Consider the following 16254-nt stretch of genomic DNA (forward strand, 5'->3'; position numbering starts at 1 on the left):
GGGTAGCACGCGTTCCCGGCGGTCCCGGATGACCTCCCGGCCGGTCGGATTCGCGTTCCGTTCAGCCTCGCGGAATCCCCTGTCCGCCTCAGCGCACGTGCACGGGCCGGTGCGCGCTGACCGCCATCACCACGCCCATGCCCGCCAGCAGCGAGACCGCGTAGGTGCCGCCGAAGCTGAGCAGCGGCATCGGCACGCCCACCACGGGCAGCAGGCCGGAGATCATCCCCGCGTTCACCAGCACGTACACGAACAGCGCCAGGCCGAGCGCGCCCGCCAGCAGCCGTGCGTAGCCGTCGCGTGCGTCCGACGCGATCCACAGGCAGCGGCCGACGATGAACAGGTACAGCGCGAGCGTGGCGACCACGCCGAGCCAGCCGAACTCCTCGGCGAGCACCGCGAAGATGAAGTCCGTGGTGTGTTCGGGGATGTAGTTCAGGTGCGACTGCGAGCCTTCGCCCCAGCCCTTGCCGGACAGGCCGCCCGATCCGATCGCGATCTTCGACTGGATGATGTTCCAGCCGGTGCCGAGCGGATCCGACTCCGGGTCGAGGAACGTGAGGATGCGGTCCTTCTGGTACGGCCGAAGCAGCCAGAACCACGCGGCCGGCGCGGCCGCGGCCACGCCCGCGAACGCCGCCGCGAACCACCACCACGACAGCCCCGCCAGGTACAGCACGAACGCGCCGCTCGCGGCCACGAGCATCCCGGTGCCGAAGTCGGGCTGCAGCAGGATCAGTCCCGTCGGCAGCGCGACCAGCGCGCCCGCCTGGAGCACCACCGGCCAGCGCGGCGGCAACGGCTGCCGCGAGAGGTACCAGGCCGCCATCATCGGCAGCGTCAGCTTGAGCAGTTCCGAGGGCTGGAAATAGAACACCCCCAGGTCGAGCCAGTGCGCCCCGTGCTCGCCGGTGCCCAGGAACAGCACCAGCACCAGCGGCACGAGCGAGGCGCCGAACACGCCCGGCGTCCAGTTGCGCAATTGCGGCGGCGGCAGGCGCGAAAGCAGCCACATGCCTCCCAGGCCGACGACGAAGCGCGCCGCCTGCGCCTGCACCAGCGCGACGCTCTGCCCGGCGCTGTACAGCACCGCCAGGCCGATGCCCATCAGCGCGAGCAGCGCGGCGAGCAGCGGCAGGTCGACCGTGCGCAGCAGGCGCAGCAGCAGGTCGAACAGCCAGCGGAGGATCGTGCTCATTCGCGCGTCCCCCGACGCGCAGCGGGCGCGGCGCCGGCATCGCCCGCCGGCGGCGCGGTCGCCGCCGGAACCGCTGCCGCGCCCGGCGCGCCGGCGACCGACGCATCCGGCGCCACCTCCGGCGGCGTGCCCAGCAGCCAGGCATCGAACACCTTGCGCGCGATCGGCGCCGCGGCGGAGCCGCCGTAGCCGCCGTGCTCGACCATCACGGCCACCGCGATCGTCGGGTTCTCCGCCGGCGCGTAGCCCACGAACAGCGCGGTGTGCCGGAGGTGGTACGGCAGGTCGCGCGGATCGACGCTGCGGTTGCCGCGCCGGCTCGACCGCTGCGCCGTGCCCGTCTTGCCCGCCATCGTGTACGGCGCGCCGATCGCCATCGCGCGCGCGGTGCCGCGCGGGCCGTGGATGGTGTCGATCATTCCTTCCTGCACGGCGCGCAGGTGCCCGGGATCGTCCGTGATGCGCGACGTCCGCCCCGGCGGAAGCTGCCGCCAGGGCGCCCTGTAGCCGTCACGGCGCGCTTCGACCAGGCGGAGCCTGTGCAGCGTGCCGCCGTTCGCGATGGCACCGGTCGCACGCGCCAGCTGCAGCGTCGTGGCGATCCAGTAGCCCTGGCCGATGCCGGCGATGACCGTCTCGCCCGGGTACCAGGGTTCGCTGCCGATGCCGCGCTTGTAGTCGATCGAGGGCACGATGCCGTCGTTCTCGCCGACCATGTCCAGGCCCGTCGTCCTGCCGAATCCGTAGCGGTCCATGTAGGTGGAGAACCGGTCGATCCCCATGTCGTAGGCGAGGTCGTAGTAGTAGTAGTTGACCGAGCGCGAGATCGAATCGCGCAGGTCCACCCAGCCGCCGCCCCCGTGCGCGTCGCGGTAGCCGCGCCGCTGGCCCGGGATGAAGAACTCGCCGGTCGAGAACACGCGGTCGGCCGGCGTGCGCAGGCCGCTGTCCAGGCCGGCCAGCGCCACCAGCGGTTTGATCGTCGACCCCGGCGGGCCGCCGCCGAGCACGTTGCGGTTGAACAGCGGCCGCGACGGGTTGTCCATCAGCGCGCGGTAGTCGGCGTGGGAGATGCCGTTGACGAACAGGTTCGGGTCGTAGGACGGCAGGCTGACCATCGCCAGCACCTGGCCGGTCGACGGGTCGATGGCGACGGCCGCGCCCTCCGCCTCGCCGAAGGCCTCGACCATCGCGCGCTGCAGGTCCAGGTCCACCGACAAGCGCAGGTCCGCGCCCGGCGTGGCCGGCACGCGGCCGACGGTGTCGAGCGCGCGCCCCTCCACGTTCGTCTCGACCTGCTGCTGCCCGAGCGCGCCGCGCAGCGCGTCCTCGTAGTAGCGCTCCAGGCCCGTCTTGCCCGCGTGGCTGAAGGCCAGGCCCGCCTCGCCGAGCGAGGCCAGGTCGTCCTCGTCGACGCGGCCGACGTAGCCGACCACGTGCGCGAACAGCGCGTCGTGCGGATAGCGCCGGTTGAGGTAGGACACGAGCTCCACGCCGGGGAATCGCCAGCGGTCGACGGCAAAGCGCGCCGCCTCGTCCGGTTCCACCCGCGGCTTGAGCACGATGGCGCGGAACCCGCGCTGCGCGCGCCGCGCCTCGTGGAACACGGCGATGTCGTCCGGCGCCAGCGCCACGACCGCCTGCAGCGCCGGCAGCCAGCGCGCCGGGTCGCCGGCCTGCTCGGGCACCACCTCGAGGCGGAAGGCCGGCACGTTGTCGGCGAGGATCCGTCCCTTCCGGTCGTACACCAGGCCGCGGCCGGGCACGACCGGCTGCAGCTTGATGCGGTTGTCCTCCGAGCGCGTCGCGTAGTCGCTGTGCTGCAGGACCTGCAGGCTGAAGTACCAGCCGGCCAGCACGAACAGTCCGCCGAGCACGAGCAGGAACGCGAGCAGCGCGCGCCGCCTGAACTGCGCGGCCTCCGCGGCGGCGTTCTTCAGCAGTCGGCGGCGGGGCCGGAACACGCGGACGCCGCCTCAGCGCCGCGCGCGGCCGAGCCGCAGCGCGTCCAGCCCCAGGTGCACGACCGGCCACAAGACCGCGCCCACCACCGGCGACAGCCAGAACGGCCATGCCGGCGCCTGGGCGCCCAGCAGCAGGTGCGTCACCGCGACCAGCACCCGGTCGTTGAGCAGCAGGGCACCCACCGCGAAGGCCTGCTGCGACAGCGGGAAGAACCGCAGCCGGGCGCGGAACCGCTGGAGGATGAAGGTCATCACCACCAGCCGCAGCGCCTGCTCGCCGAGCAGGTTGCCGAAGGCCAGGTCCGCAAGCAGGCCGACCAGGAACGCGAAGCCCAGGCCGGCGCGGTCCGGCGCCTCGAGAACCCAGTAGGCCATCACCAGGCCGAGCCAGTACGGCCGCAGCGCCTGGATCTCCGCGGGCAGCGGCAGCAGCCCGAGCACCAGCGCGACGACGATGCTCGCCGGCATCGCCCAGGGTCTGTGCAGGCGGCTCACGGGGCCGGCTCCCGCGGTCCGGTCGCGTCCGCGTCCCCGCCCGCGCCGTCCGGTGCCGCGTCGCGCGGCGGCGCCGTGCCCGCTGGCCCGGTGGCCGGGGGGCCCGGGGACCGGTCGGGCCGGACCGGGCGGTCCTGCGCGCCCAGCCGGCGCAGGAGCAGCACGTCGCGACCGCGATCCAGTTGCGCGGCCGGACGGAGTTCGGCCACGAGGAACGCCCGGCTCTGGTCGGGCGCGAGGTCCAGCACGTGGCCGACGGGGAAGCCGGCCGGGAACCGCTCGCCCAGGCCGGAGGTGACCAGCAGGTCGCCGACGCGCACATCGGCCGAGAGCGGGATGTTGGTGACGCGCAGGCGGTCGCTCCGCCCGTCGCCGTAGGCCACGAGCCGCACGCCGGTGCGCGACACCTCGACCGGCACGGCGTGGTCGGGGTCGGTGAGAAGCAGCGCGATCGACTGCCCGGGCGCGACCTCGATCACCTGCCCGACCAGCCCGCCGGCGTCGAGCACGGCCTGGCCGACGTGCACGCCGTCGTTCGCGCCGGCCGAAAGGACGAGCCGCTGGCGCGCGGGGTCCAGGTCGATGTCGAGGATCGGCGCCAGCTGCACGTCCAGCCCGCCGCGCTCGACCGCGCCGAGCAGTTCGCGCAACCGGGTGTTCTCGCTCGCGGCGGAACGCAGCCGCGCCAGGCGCGCGCCGGTGACCAGCATCTCGTTGCGCAGGCGCGCGTTCTCCTCGACCAGCTGCCCGCGGGTGGCCACGTTCTCGTCGAGCGTGCGCGCCACCCGGCCCGGCCAGCCCGCGACCGCCCAGAGCGGCTGGACCAGGAGGTCGGCCTTGTCGCGCAGCGCCGACATCCAGCCACCGCGGTGGTCGAGCGCCATCAGCGCGACCGCGAGCGCCAGGTACGCCAGCAACCGCAACGTTCCGGCGACGTCGCCGGCACGGGAAGCGGATGTGGGCGAATAGGGCACGTCGTCGGTCGGTCGGCGGCGGGTGGCGGGTGGGCGGCGTGCGGTCCCGCGGGACGCGGCCCGCGGGCGGCGCGCCCGGTCCGCGCGCCGCGGGGTCGCGCCTTATTCGGGCGCGAAGAAGTCGTTGCCGTGCATGTCGACCAGTTCCAGCGCCCGGCCGCCGCCGCGGGCGACGCAGGTCAGCGGGTCGTCGGCGACCTGCACGTGCAGGCCGGTCTCCTCGCTCAGCAGGCGGTCGAGGTCGCGCAGCAGCGCGCCGCCGCCGGTCAGCACGATGCCGCGCTCGGCGACGTCGGCGCACAGTTCCGGCGGGGTCTGCTCCAGCGCCTGGCGCACGGCGGCGACGATGCCCGACAGCGGTTCGCGCAGCGCCTCGAGCACCTCGTTGGAGTCGATGCTGATCATCTTCGGCACGCCCTCGGCGAGGTGGCGGCCGGACACCTCGATGTCGCGCACGTCCTTCTGCGGGTAGGCGCAGCCGATCTCCAGCTTGATGCGCTCGGCCGTCGCGTCGCCGATCAGCATGCCGTGCTGGCGGCGGACGTAGGCGATGATCGCCTCGTCGAAGCGGTCGCCGCCGATGCGCACCGACTGCGAGTACACGATGCCGTTGAGCGCGATCACCGCGACCTCGGTGGTGCCGCCGCCGATGTCCACGACCATCGAGCCGCGGGCCTCGGTCACCGGCATGCCGGCGCCGATCGCGGCGGCCATCGGCTCCTCGATCAGGTACACCTCGCGCGCGCCGGCCTCCTCGGCCGATTCCTTGATGGCGCGGCGCTCGACCTGGGTCGAGCCGCACGGCACGCACACCAGCACCCGCGGGCTCGGCCGCAGGAAGCGGCTCTTGTGCACCTTGCGGATGAAGTACTTGAGCATCTCCTCGGTATAGGTGAAGTCGGCGATGACGCCGTCCTTCATCGGGCGATGCGTGGTGATGTGGCCCGGGGTGCGGCCGAGCATCTGCTTGGCCTCGCTGCCCACCGCCGCCACCGCCTTGTGGCCGCCGAGGCGGTCCTGGCGCACGGCGACCACCGAAGGCTCGTTCAGGACGATGCCCTGGCCACGGACGTAGATGAGCGTGTTCGCGGTGCCGAGGTCGATCGACAGGTCGCTGGAAAAGATGCCTCGGAACTTCTTGAACATCGGGTGGGGGCGCCGTCGAGGTGGGGTGAAACCGGGCCGGCTAGCCTAGCAACGGCCCCCAACCCCGGCAACAAAGCACCCCGGGCATGGCGCACGTTTCCGGCGCAAACGGCGGCAGCGCCCCGGCCGGCGCGCTGCCTTCACGCGCGCGCCGGTCCCTTGCCGCCTCGCCCGTCGCGGCGCCAGCGGCTACCCTATGCGCCCGCCGTGCCCGCCCCGGCACCCCGCCACGACCCGCCCAGCGCCCGCCCCGGCGGCCGCGCCGACACGAGGCTGCGCCATGTCCGCCCTGATCTGCGGCTCCCTCGCCTACGACTCGATCATGGTCTTCCAGGACCAGTTCAAGAACCACATCCTCCCGGACAAGGTGCACATCCTGAACGTGTCGTTCCTCGTCCCGCAGATGCGGCGCGAGTTCGGCGGCTGCGCGGGCAACATCGCCTACAACCTCAAGCTGCTCGGCGACGACCCCGTGCCGATGGCGACCGTGGGCCAGGATTTCGGCCCCTACCGCGAGTGGTTCGAGGGCATGGGCATCCGCCTGGACCAGGTGCGCGAGCTGGACGACTGCTTCACCGCCCAGGCGTTCATGACCACGGACCTGGACAACAACCAGATCACCGCCTTCCACCCGGGCGCGATGATGGAGAGCCACCGCAACCACGTGCGCGACGTCGACGGCGTGAGCTTCGGCATCGTGGCGCCGGACGGCCGGGAGGCGATGCTGCAGAACGCGGCGGAATTCGCCGAACTCGGCATCCCCTTCATCTTCGACCCCGGCCAGGCGATGCCGCTGTTCAACGGCGACGAGTTCCGCCACTTCATCGAGCAGGCCGACTACGTGGTCGTCAACGACTACGAATCGAACCTGCTGCAGACGCGCACCGGGTGGGAGGCGGACGAGATCGCATCGAAGGTGCGCGCCTACATCGTGACGCGGGGCCCGCGCGGCTCGGAGATCTTCACCGGCGGCGAGACCCTCCACGTGCCGCCCGCGCGCGAACGCCGGGTCGTCGACCCGACCGGCTGCGGCGACGCCTACCGCGCCGGGCTGATCCACGGCCTGATGCGCGACATGGACCTGCCCACCTGCGGGCGCATGGCGTCGCTGATGGGCGCGCTCAAGGTCGAACACCACGGCACCCAGAACCAGCGCTTCACGCGCGACGAGTTCGCGGCCGAGTTCAAGGACCAGTTCGGCTACGCGATCTGACGCGCCGGCGGCACGCGGCGCGCGCCGCCGCGGTCACATCACTTCGTCGAGGTACAGCAGCCTGGGTTCGGCGAGTCGTTCGAACTCGCTGTACGGCATGCGCACCAGGTCGGTGTGCGATCCCGCGTTGAACACGACTTCCCCGCGGTCGGCCATCCGCGCATCGACGTACACGGGCATGCCGTAGAGGTTTCCGAACGGCGGCATCGCGCCGACCTCGCAGTCGGCGAACGCGTCGGCGAATTCCTCCTCGGTGGCGAGCTCGACCTCGGGGCCGCCCAGCGCGCGGGACAGGCGGGTCACGTCGACCCGGTAGGCCGCGGGCATCACCAGCATCGCGAGCTTGCCGTCGACCTTCAGCACGACGGTCTTGGCGAAGCGGCGGTTGCCGACGTGCGCGGCGTTGGCGGTCTGCTGCGCGGTGACCGTGCGGTCGTGGACCAGGGTGGTGTAGTCGCTGCCGCGCGCGTCGAGGAACTGGTGCAGGCGTGGCGAGAGCATGGGCGCCTCCGCAAGGCGTCGCCCGCCGTCCTTTTCGGCGCGGCGCCGCTCGTGGATGTCGCGCGGGCCTCCCTGGCGCGGCGCGTGGGACGCGCGCGGACACCACGCGTCGTGCATGCACGCTAGCGCGGGAAACATTCCCGTTCCGTGAGCATCGGCGCGCGCCCGGGCGCGCCGACGCATTCAGTTCCAGGCCGGCAGCTTGTCCGTGTCGAGCCCGCCCACCTCGAACACCGCGGTGCGCGTGCCGCCGGCCTTCACCGGGAACGCGACCTCGATCACCTGCGCCCCGGACGCCAGCTTCCAGAGCGCCGCCTCGTCCTCGATGAACATGGCGATCGCCTCGTCGGTGTCGGGGCGCGACGCGGCCATCCGGCGCGCCTCGCCATCCACCGTGACCTCGACACGGCAGCCGCCGTAACAGTCGAAGTCGCCGGCCTTCAGCACCAGGTAGCTGCTGCGGCCCCATTCGGGGTGCTCGCGGAAGATCAACTGCACCGGGCCCGGGCCGCTGCCGTCGACGTCGACCGGCTCGCGCGCGGTGATCTGCGCGGAGCGCTGCCGGCCGCCACCGGCCGGGATCGACTGGTAGCTCCAGAGCGACGCCAGCCGGTAGTCCTCGCGCTCGGCCGTCGCCTTCCCGGCGGCGTCGGCATGCAGCGGCCGGATGCGTTCGGCCGCCTTCGTGCCCGGGTAGTCGGCGAGCAGGACGTCGCCCTGGGCCTTGGCGAGCGCCCAGTTGCCTTCGGCGACGGCGGCGTCGAACTGCTTCGCGGCCTGCTCGGCCGCCGCCTCGTCCGCGGCGGCCTGTTGCGCCGCCGCCTCCGCCGGGTCCGCGCCCGGCTGGCAGGCGGCCAGCGCGAGCGCGGCCGCGATCGCCATCGCGCGGCGGTCAGCCCGCCGCGGCATCGTCCGCCTCCGGCGCCCCGGTCGACGCTTCCGCCTCGCGGATCGCGGCCTCGACCGAGCCGGTGGTGATCGGGTGGTAGCCCGGGCGCGCCTTCTCGAAGACCGACTTGGCCAGTGCCAGCCCTTCGGGCGTGGCCACCAGCGCCTCGTAGGTCGGCATGATCAGCTTGCGGCGGCCGATGCGCTGCAGGAACGCGGCGATCTCGTCGTTCGCGGCGGTATAGCCGCTGCGCACCGCCAGCGGATACCAGCGCTGCGCGATCTCGCCGTTGGCGGTGCCGGTGAAGCCGTACGCGGCGTCGAGCGCCTCGAGCTGCGCGGTCTCCAGCGTGTCGGGCATGCCCTCGACGAAGTGGACCCACTCCTGGGTGATCCACTGGTCGGTCATCGCCTTGTCGGGCAGCGTGCCGTCGGCCAGGAACGCCGCGCGGGCGGCATCGACCGCGTCGAAGCGCGCGGACTCGGTCGCCGGGGCGTCGTCCGGGATGCCCGGCGCGTGGATCCACGCCGCGAGTTGTTCCTCGGTGACCTTGCCGGGGTGCTTCGCGAGCAGGTGCTCCTTCGCGTAGTCCAGGAACGTCTCGGTGTCGATGGACTGGAACGCGAAGTGGTCGAAGTAGCCGCGCAGGAACGCGTCGAACGCCTCGCGGCCGTACTGCTGCTCCAGCCACTGCAGCATCCACGCGCCCTTGGTGTAGACGGTGCCGGTCAGGTTCTCGTCCGGATCGGCCAGGTCCTCCGGGCGCACCGCCAAGCGCTGCAGTGCGGTGTTTTCGGCAGTGAACTCCTCGCGCAGTTCGTTCCGCGAGATCACGTTCTCCATGTCGGCCTGCGGCTTGCCGTAGATCGCCTCGACGATGCGGTTCTCGACGTACGAGGTGAAGCCCTCGTTGAGCCAGGCGTCGTTCGAGGTCGCGAAGGTGACCAGGTTGCCGGACCAGCTGTGCGCCAGCTCGTGGGCGATGAGGGCCACCAGCGACTTGTCGCCGACGATCACGGTCGGGGTGATGAAGCTCAGCCGCGGGTTCTCCATGCCGCCGTACGGGAACGAGGGCGGCAGCACCAGCATGTCGTAGCGCCCCCAGCGGTATTCGCCGTACAGGCCTTCGGCGACCTGGATCATCTTCTCGGTGTCGGCGAACTCGGCCACCGCCGCGTCGACCATGCCCGGCTCCGACCACACGCCCGAGCGCTCGCTGATCGGCTTGAACACGAGGTCGCCCGCGGCGATCGCCAGCAGGTACGACGGGATCGGCTGCGGCATGCTGAAGCTGTACTCGCCGTCGCGCGCGGCCTGCGGATCGTTGTCGGCGCTCATCAGCACCATCACGTCGTCCGGCGCGGTCACGTCGGCGCTGTAGGTGAAGCGCACGCGCGGCGTGTCCTGCAGCGGCACCCACGAGCGCGCGTGGATCTGCTGCGACTGGCTGAACATGTACGGCGTCTTGCCGCCGTCGGTCATCGCCGGGGTGAGCCACTGCAGGCCCGAGGCGGTGGGGGCGGTGTGGTACGCGACGCGCACGTGTTCGTTGCGCTCCGGCACCTCGATCGTGAGCTTGCTGCCCAGCAGCGGGTCCGCGTCGGCGAGCACGTGCTGGAGCGGCGCCCACTGGCCGTCCGCACCCTCTGCCTCGACCGACTGGATGGTCAGCTCGCGCGTGTCGAGCACCAGCTGCGTGGCCTGCGGGTCCCGCCAGTCGAGCGTGTAGGTGGCGGTGCCGGACAGCGTCTTCGCGTCGAAATCCATCGCCAGGTCGAGGGCGATGTCCTTGATCCGGACCTTGTCCGGCTCGGCGTAGGAATGCTGGTCCCGGTCGGGCACGGCGGCCTCCTGCGTGTCGGCGGCGGGTGGCGCGGACGCGTTCGTCGGTGCGGCATCGCGGCCGCAGGCGGCGGCGAGCAGCGCGGCGCAGGCGACCAGGGCGTAGCGCGCGAACGGCGCGCGGCGGGGGTGCGTGGAGAAGCGCATGGCGGTCCCGGGCTTGGGGGGCCGCCGAGTGTACCGCCGCGCCCGTTGGCGGGGCGCGGCCGCGTTCAGGCGCGGTGGCCGCTGTGGATGGCGACGATCCCGCCGGACAGGTCGCGGTACCGGCAGCGCTCGAAGCCCGCGCGTTCCATCATCGCCTGCAGTTCCGCCTGCGGCGGGTGCCTGCGGATGCTCTCGGCCAGGTAGCGGTAGCTGTCCTCGTCCCCGGCGAACAGGCGCCCCAGCTTCGGCAGTACCTGGAAGGAGTGGAAGTCGTACAGGGGCCGGAACCAGTCCGCGCGCACGTGCGAGAACTCCAGGATCCGCGCCTGCCCGCCGACCTTCAGCACGCGCAGCATCTCGCGCAGGGCCGCGTCCTTGTCGGTGACGTTGCGCAGGCCGAAGGCGATCGTGACCAGGTCGAAGCTCGCGTCCGGGAACGGCAGGGCCTCGGCGTTGCATTCGACCCAGCGCAGGCCGCGCACCAGGCCACGGTCGGTCATCCGGTCGCGGCCCACCCGCAGCATGTCGCCGTTGATGTCGCCGACCACCACCTCGCCCGGCTCGCCCACGCGCGGCGCCAGCAGCGCGGCGATGTCGCCCGTGCCGCCGGCCAGGTCGAGCACGCGGTCGCCCTTGGCGACCGGCGCGGTGGCGACGAAGTGCCGCTTCCACAGCCGGTGGATGCCGAGCGACATCGCGTCGTTCATCAGGTCGTACCGGCCCGCCACCGACGAGAACACCTCGCCGACCAGCCGCCGCTTGTCGCCGACCGGCACCTCGCGGTAGCCGAAGTGGGTGGTGCCGGGGGTGTCGTCGTCGTGGCGGTCCATGCGCGGGATTATCGCATCGCCTCCCGGCTTCAGAGGATGTAGCGCGAGAGGTCCGGGTCCTGGACCAGTTCGCCCAGGTGGGCGTCCACGTAGGCGCGGTCGACCGCGACCGTCGTCCCTCCCCGGTCGGGCGCCTCGTAGCTGAGGGTCTCGAGCAGCCGCTCCATCACGGTGTGCAGGCGACGGGCGCCGATGTTCTCCTGGCGTTCGTTGACCTGCGCCGCGATGTCGGCCAGGCGCTCGACCGCGTCATCCGAGAACGACAGCGCCACGCCCTCGGTCCGCATCAGCGCCACGTACTGCTCGGTCAGCGACGCCTTCGGCTCGGTGAGGATGCGCACGAAGTCGTCCTTGCCCAGCGACGAGAGTTCCACGCGGATCGGGAACCGGCCCTGCATCTCCGGGATCAGGTCCGACGGCTTGGCCAGGTGGAACGCACCCGAGGCGATGAACAGGATGTGGTCGGTCCTGACCACGCCGTATTTGGTGCTGACCGTCGAGCCTTCGACCAGCGGCAGCAGGTCGCGCTGCACGCCCTCGCGCGAGACGTCGGCGCCCATCCCCTCGCTGCGCTTGGCGACCTTGTCGATCTCGTCGATGAAGACGATGCCGTGCTGCTCGCAGGCCTCGATGGCCGCGGCGCGGACCTCCTCCTCGTTGACCAGCTTGCCGGCCTCGTCCTCGACCAGCTGCGCGCGCGCCGCGTCGATGCGCATGGTGCGCTTCTGGGTCTTGCCGCCGCCGATCTGCGAGAACATCTGGCGCAGTTGCTGTCCCATCTCCTCCATGCCCGGCGGCGCCATGATGTCCACGCCGACGTTCACCGCGGTCTCGATGTCGATCTCGCGCGCGTCCAGCTCGCCCGCCCGCAACTGGCGGCGCAGCTTGGCGCGCGTGTCCGACTCCTGGGCCGAAGGCTCCGCGCCGATGTCCACGGTGGCCTGGTCGGCACCGAAGCCGAAGCCCGACGGGCGCTGCTCGCGGCGCGGCAGGAGCGCGTCGAGGATGCGGTCCTCGGCGCGCTCCTCGGCGCGGGTGCGCACGCGCTGCTTGGCCTGCTCGCGGAACAGCTTGACCGCGCTGTCGGCGAGGTCTCGGATGATCTGCTCGACGTCCTTGCCGACGTAGCCGACCTCGGTGAACCGGGTCGCCTCGACCTTCACGAACGGCGCGTTCGCCAGCGTCGCCAGCCGCCGCGCGATCTCGGTCTTGCCGACGCCGGTCGGGCCGATCATCAGGATGTTCTTCGGCATCACCTCGTCGCGCAGCCCGGGCTCGAGCTGCTGCCGGCGCCAGCGGTTGCGCAGGGCGATGGCGACCGCGCGCTTGGCCTCGTGCTGCCCCACGATGTGCCGGTCGAGCGCCTGCACGATCTCGCGCGGTGTCATGGTCGGGATGTTGCTGTCGTTGCGGTCGTTCATGCGGTGTCAGTTCTCGATGTCGGTCCGACCCACGTTGTCGTCCCGAGCGAAGCGAGGGACCTGCTTCTTCGCGACGTTTCCGGGAAAGCAGGTGAAGCAGGTCCCTCGCTGCGCCCGGGACGACAGGCGTGGCGGGTCAGAGCGTTTCGACGACGATGTTGCGGTTGGTGTAGATGCACACGTCGCCGGCGATGTTCAGCGCCTCGGTCGCGATCGTCTTGGCGTCCAGCGCCGTATGGGCGAGCAGCGCGCGGGCCGCGGACAGGGCGTACGGCCCACCGGAGCCGATCGCGACCAGGCCGTCCTCCGGCTCGATGACGTCGCCCGTGCCCGACACGATCAGCGAGGTCTCGCGGTCGGCCACCGCCAGCAACGCCTCGAGCTTCCCGAGCCGCCGCTCCGTGCGCCAGTCCTTCGCCAGTTCCACCGCGGCGCGCACCAGCTGGCCGTGCTTCTCGAGCTTGGCCTCGAACAGTTCGAACAGGGTGAACGCGTCGGCGGCGGCGCCGGCGAAGCCGGCCAGCACCTGGCCGTCGCGCCCGAGTCGCCGCACCTTGCGCGCGTTCGACTTCATGACGGTGTTGCCGAGCGTCACTTGGCCGTCGCCGGCCACCGCCACCTGCCCGCCGCGGCGGACGGACACGATCGTGGTGGCGTGGAACACGTCGGGATTGCGGCTGGGATCCATGGCCCGCTCCGGTCTGCGAACCCGAGAGATGGGGGCATCGCCCTTCGCTTCAAGCCGCTCTGCGAGTCGATCGGAGAGCGGGTTTCGCGGGCTTGCGGACGGACGCCACGGCCCGGCGGCCGGGTCTTGCTTGTCCCTCGATCAGGGCAGGATGCCCTGACCGAGGGACGAGCGATGCCCCGCCACCAAGCCGGGGCGTCCCACCGCAAGCCGCATCTCTTCGCGCTTCTCGAACCCGGGTTACTTGGAAGAGGGCTTGCGCTTGGCGCGCGGGTGGGTGGCGTCGTAGACCTTGGCCAGGTGCTGGAAGTCGAGGTGGGTGTAGATCTGGGTGGTGGCGATGTCGGCGTGGCCGAGGAGCTCCTGCACGCCGCGCAGGTCGCCGGACGACTCGAGCACGTGGCTGGCGAAGCTGTGGCGCAGCAGGTGCGGATGCACGCGCTTGAACAGGCCCTGGCGCTGGGCGAGCGTGCGCAGGCGCGATTGCACGGCGCGCGGACTGATGGGCCTGCCGCCACGGCCGGGGAAGACCGGCGCGTCGTCGGCGGCCTGCTGGTCGGCGCGCCATTCGGACAGCGCGCGGCGTGCGTGGGAGCCGACGGGGACGCGGCGCTGCTTGCTGCCCTTGCCCAGGACCGTGACCAGGCCGCCGTCGAGGTCCAGGTCGCGCCAGCGCAGGCCGCACAGTTCCGACAGGCGCAGGCCGGAGGAATAGAACAGTTCGAGCAGCGCGCGGTCGCGCAGGCCGAGCGGCGCGTCGGTGGGGACCTCGACCAGGCGCGCGGCCTCGTCGGGGTCGAGCACCTGCGGCAGCTTGCGCGGCGCCTTCGGCGCACGGATGCCGTCGGCGGGATTGGCGGCGATGGCGCCCTGCTTCAGGTGCCAGCGGAAGAAGCTGCGGCAGGCCGAGAGGCGGCGCTGCAGGCTCTTCGGTGAAAGGCCGCGGCGGTGCTCGGCGGCGACGAACGCACGGATGTCGGCGGGCGACAGCGCGAGCGGCACGCGCGCCTGCGCCCCGGACCACTGCGCCAGCGCCTCGAGGTCGCGCCGATAGGCGTCGACCGTGTGCGCCGACATCCGGCGCTCCAGCGCCAGGTGCGCCAGGTAGGCCTCGATCGGCGGACCGGCCATCGCGGCCGCCTCAGTGCACCCGGTGGCCGTCAGCGGCCATCGCGCGCGAGCGCGACGGCGAACGCCTCGCCCATCATCCGCAGGAACAGCGTGCCCATGCCCGGATAGAACCGGTTCGCGTCGCGGCTGCCGACGGCGACCAGGCCCGTGCCCGGCAGCGCGAGCAACGCGCTCGACTGCACTTCGTCGGCGCGCGCCCCGTACAGGAACGCGTGCTTGTCGGGATTGAGCCGCCCGCAGATCGGCTCGCCGCCGACGAGCGCGTCGTGGAACGGCGACATGCCCGGGTCGTCCTGCGGGACCACGCGCCACCAGTCGGCGTCCTCCAGCCCCTCGACCGGCGCGAAGAACACGATGCGCACCAGGTCGCCGGCGAAGTCCTCGGCCAGCGTGGCCGCCATCGCCTGCGCGACACCCGCGGCGTCCGGTTCGCGCAAGAGCGCGAGCGTGAGCTGGTGCGTGCGCACCGCCAACCGTTCGTTCTCCTCGGCATTGCCGAACAGCTCGTGCAGGCGGCGGTTGAGCTCGCGGTTCTTGTCGCGCAGCACCTCGAGCTGGTAGCTGGCCAGCGACGCGGTGCTGCCCGACTCGCGCGGCACCACCAGGCTCAGCGCCAGGTCGGGGAACTGCTGCAGGAAGCGCGGGTGGCGGCGCAGCCACGCCGCCACCTCGTGCGCGCCCAGCTTCTCGATCGATTCGCTCATGGTTCCAGCATCCCCTCGAACACGAATTCGGCCGGTCCGGCCATGGTCATCGGTGCATCGTCGCGCGGCCAGGCCACGCGCAGCGTCCCGCCCGGCAGCACGACGTCGACCTCGCGGTCGATCCGGCCGCGGCGTGCCAGCACCGCGACCGCCGCGCACGCGCCGCTGCCGCAGGCCAGCGTCTCGCCGGCGCCGCGCTCGTGCACGCGCAGGCGCACCGTGTCGCGCGAGACGACCTGCGCGAAGCCCACGTTGGCCGAGTCCGGGAAGGTGCCGCACGCCTGCAGCATCGGGCCGAGCTCGGCGACCTGCGCGGTGGCCACGTCGTCCACTTCCACCACCGCGTGCGGATTGCCCATCGACACCGCGCCGACGGGAAGGATCGATCCGCCGCAGGCGATGACGTATTCCTCGCGCGGCGCGTCGAAGCCCACCATCGGGATGCGCGCCGGCTCGAAGTCCGGCACGCCCATCGCGATGCGCCAGCGCCCCTCGCCGAGGCGCTCCACCTGGTGGCGGCCGGCGGGGCTCTCCAGCTCGAAGCGGTCGGCGTCCACGCCGTCGCGCGCCAGCCAGGCCGCCACGCAGCGCGCGCCGTTGCCGCACTGGGCGGCCGGCGAGCCGTCGCTGTTCCAGATCCGGTAGGCGGCCACCACGCCGTCCGCGTCCGATCCCTCGATCGTCAGGACCTGGTCGCAGCCCACGCCCTTCCGGCGGTCCGCCAGGCGGCGGCATTGCGAAGGCGTCGGCGGGGGCGTGCCGTCGCGCAGGTCGATCACCACGAAGTCGTTGCCGGCCCCGTGCATCTTGGTGAAGCGCAGCGGGGCGGGTCCGCGGGCGGCGTCCGCCTCAGCCATCCCCGTCCCCGTCGGGCGGCGGGATCTCCGGCTCCTGCGAGGTCGGCGGGTCCGCCGGCGGTTGCAGGATCCCGTCCGGCTCGCCGGCCTCGGTGGCATCGTCCATCGCCGGCACCGACTCGGCCGGCACGGGCGCCGGGTCGGGGGCGACCCGGACCAGCGGCCCCTTGTTGCCGCAGGCGGCGAGCAGCAGCGTGAGCGCGATGGCGGCGGGCAGGGCGGCGCGTGTGTCCATGGGCGCAGTGTAGCGGCCG

General features: G+C 72.4%; 16 protein-coding genes. 1 reads left to right on the plus strand and 15 read right to left on the minus strand.

Going from position 1 to position 16254, the window contains the following annotated elements; genetic code table 11:
• Positions 1 to 88 precede the first annotated feature (88 nt).
• The 5 genes from rodA to ACYU7H_RS09880 form a co-directional block, all read right to left on the minus strand.
• The gene (gene rodA, locus ACYU7H_RS09860) at positions 89 to 1198 is read right to left on the minus strand and encodes a rod shape-determining protein RodA (protein ID WP_460814338.1); all 1110 of its coding nucleotides are present in this window, start codon (positions 1196 to 1198) and stop codon (positions 89 to 91) included.
• Positions 1195 to 3162 carry a penicillin-binding protein 2 gene (gene mrdA, locus ACYU7H_RS09865; protein WP_460814339.1) on the minus strand — a complete coding sequence of 656 codons (1968 nt, stop codon included), beginning with the start codon at positions 3160 to 3162 and terminating at the stop codon, positions 1195 to 1197. The genes rodA and mrdA overlap by 4 nt, the downstream gene beginning before the upstream one ends.
• 12 nt (positions 3163 to 3174) lie before the next feature.
• Complete coding sequence (mreD, locus tag ACYU7H_RS09870; RefSeq protein WP_460815036.1) at positions 3175 to 3630, minus strand: rod shape-determining protein MreD; 456 nt, start codon at positions 3628 to 3630, stop codon at positions 3175 to 3177.
• A gap of 23 nt (positions 3631 to 3653) precedes the next feature.
• Complete coding sequence (gene mreC / locus ACYU7H_RS09875) at positions 3654 to 4631, minus strand: rod shape-determining protein MreC (RefSeq protein ID WP_460814340.1); 978 nt, start codon at positions 4629 to 4631, stop codon at positions 3654 to 3656.
• Between the two features lie 102 nt (positions 4632 to 4733).
• A complete protein-coding gene (locus tag ACYU7H_RS09880) occupies positions 4734 to 5777 on the minus strand; it encodes a rod shape-determining protein (RefSeq protein WP_460814342.1) in 1044 nt (347 codons plus the stop codon).
• Between the two features lie 280 nt (positions 5778 to 6057).
• On the opposite strand from ACYU7H_RS09880, the gene ACYU7H_RS09885 reads away from it, so the two are divergent.
• Entirely contained in the window at positions 6058 to 6990 is a 933-nt protein-coding gene (locus tag ACYU7H_RS09885; RefSeq protein WP_460814344.1) for a carbohydrate kinase family protein, read from the plus strand.
• Between the two features lie 33 nt (positions 6991 to 7023).
• Here the strand turns inward: ACYU7H_RS09885 and ACYU7H_RS09890 are convergent, their stop codons facing one another.
• From ACYU7H_RS09890 to lptM, 10 genes are all read right to left on the minus strand, one after another.
• Positions 7024 to 7491 (minus strand): aminoacyl-tRNA deacylase, encoded by a 468-nt coding sequence (locus tag ACYU7H_RS09890; RefSeq protein ID WP_460814346.1) that lies wholly within the window; start codon positions 7489 to 7491, stop codon positions 7024 to 7026.
• Positions 7492 to 7674: 183 nt separating this feature from the next.
• The gene (locus ACYU7H_RS09895) at positions 7675 to 8400 is read right to left on the minus strand and encodes a hypothetical protein (RefSeq protein WP_460814347.1); all 726 of its coding nucleotides are present in this window, start codon (positions 8398 to 8400) and stop codon (positions 7675 to 7677) included.
• Complete coding sequence (locus ACYU7H_RS09900) at positions 8384 to 10369, minus strand: M1 family metallopeptidase (RefSeq protein WP_460814349.1); 1986 nt, start codon at positions 10367 to 10369, stop codon at positions 8384 to 8386. Before ACYU7H_RS09900 ends, ACYU7H_RS09895 begins: the two co-directional genes overlap by 17 nt.
• A gap of 65 nt (positions 10370 to 10434) precedes the next feature.
• A complete protein-coding gene (gene ubiE / locus ACYU7H_RS09905; protein WP_460814350.1) occupies positions 10435 to 11199 on the minus strand; it encodes a bifunctional demethylmenaquinone methyltransferase/2-methoxy-6-polyprenyl-1,4-benzoquinol methylase UbiE in 765 nt (254 codons plus the stop codon).
• 29 nt (positions 11200 to 11228) lie between these two features.
• Complete coding sequence (hslU, locus tag ACYU7H_RS09910; RefSeq protein WP_460815038.1) at positions 11229 to 12587, minus strand: ATP-dependent protease ATPase subunit HslU; 1359 nt, start codon at positions 12585 to 12587, stop codon at positions 11229 to 11231.
• 169 nt (positions 12588 to 12756) lie between these two features.
• Positions 12757 to 13308: an ATP-dependent protease subunit HslV gene (gene hslV / locus ACYU7H_RS09915; protein WP_460814352.1), complete on the minus strand. Its 552-nt coding sequence runs from the start codon at positions 13306 to 13308 to the stop codon at positions 12757 to 12759.
• 240 nt (positions 13309 to 13548) lie between these two features.
• On the minus strand, positions 13549 to 14439 hold the full coding sequence (gene xerC / locus ACYU7H_RS09920; RefSeq protein WP_460814353.1) for a tyrosine recombinase XerC: 891 nt from the start codon (positions 14437 to 14439) through the stop codon (positions 13549 to 13551).
• Between the two features lie 29 nt (positions 14440 to 14468).
• The gene (locus tag ACYU7H_RS09925) at positions 14469 to 15143 is read right to left on the minus strand and encodes a DUF484 family protein (protein ID WP_460814355.1); all 675 of its coding nucleotides are present in this window, start codon (positions 15141 to 15143) and stop codon (positions 14469 to 14471) included.
• On the minus strand, positions 15140 to 16000 hold the full coding sequence (dapF, locus tag ACYU7H_RS09930) for a diaminopimelate epimerase (protein WP_460814356.1): 861 nt from the start codon (positions 15998 to 16000) through the stop codon (positions 15140 to 15142). The genes ACYU7H_RS09925 and dapF overlap by 4 nt, the downstream gene beginning before the upstream one ends.
• On the minus strand, positions 15993 to 16235 hold the full coding sequence (gene lptM / locus ACYU7H_RS09935; RefSeq protein WP_460814358.1) for an LPS translocon maturation chaperone LptM: 243 nt from the start codon (positions 16233 to 16235) through the stop codon (positions 15993 to 15995). Before lptM ends, dapF begins: the two co-directional genes overlap by 8 nt.
• Positions 16236 to 16254 lie beyond the last annotated feature (19 nt).

This window comes from Luteimonas pelagia, assembly GCF_054776035.1.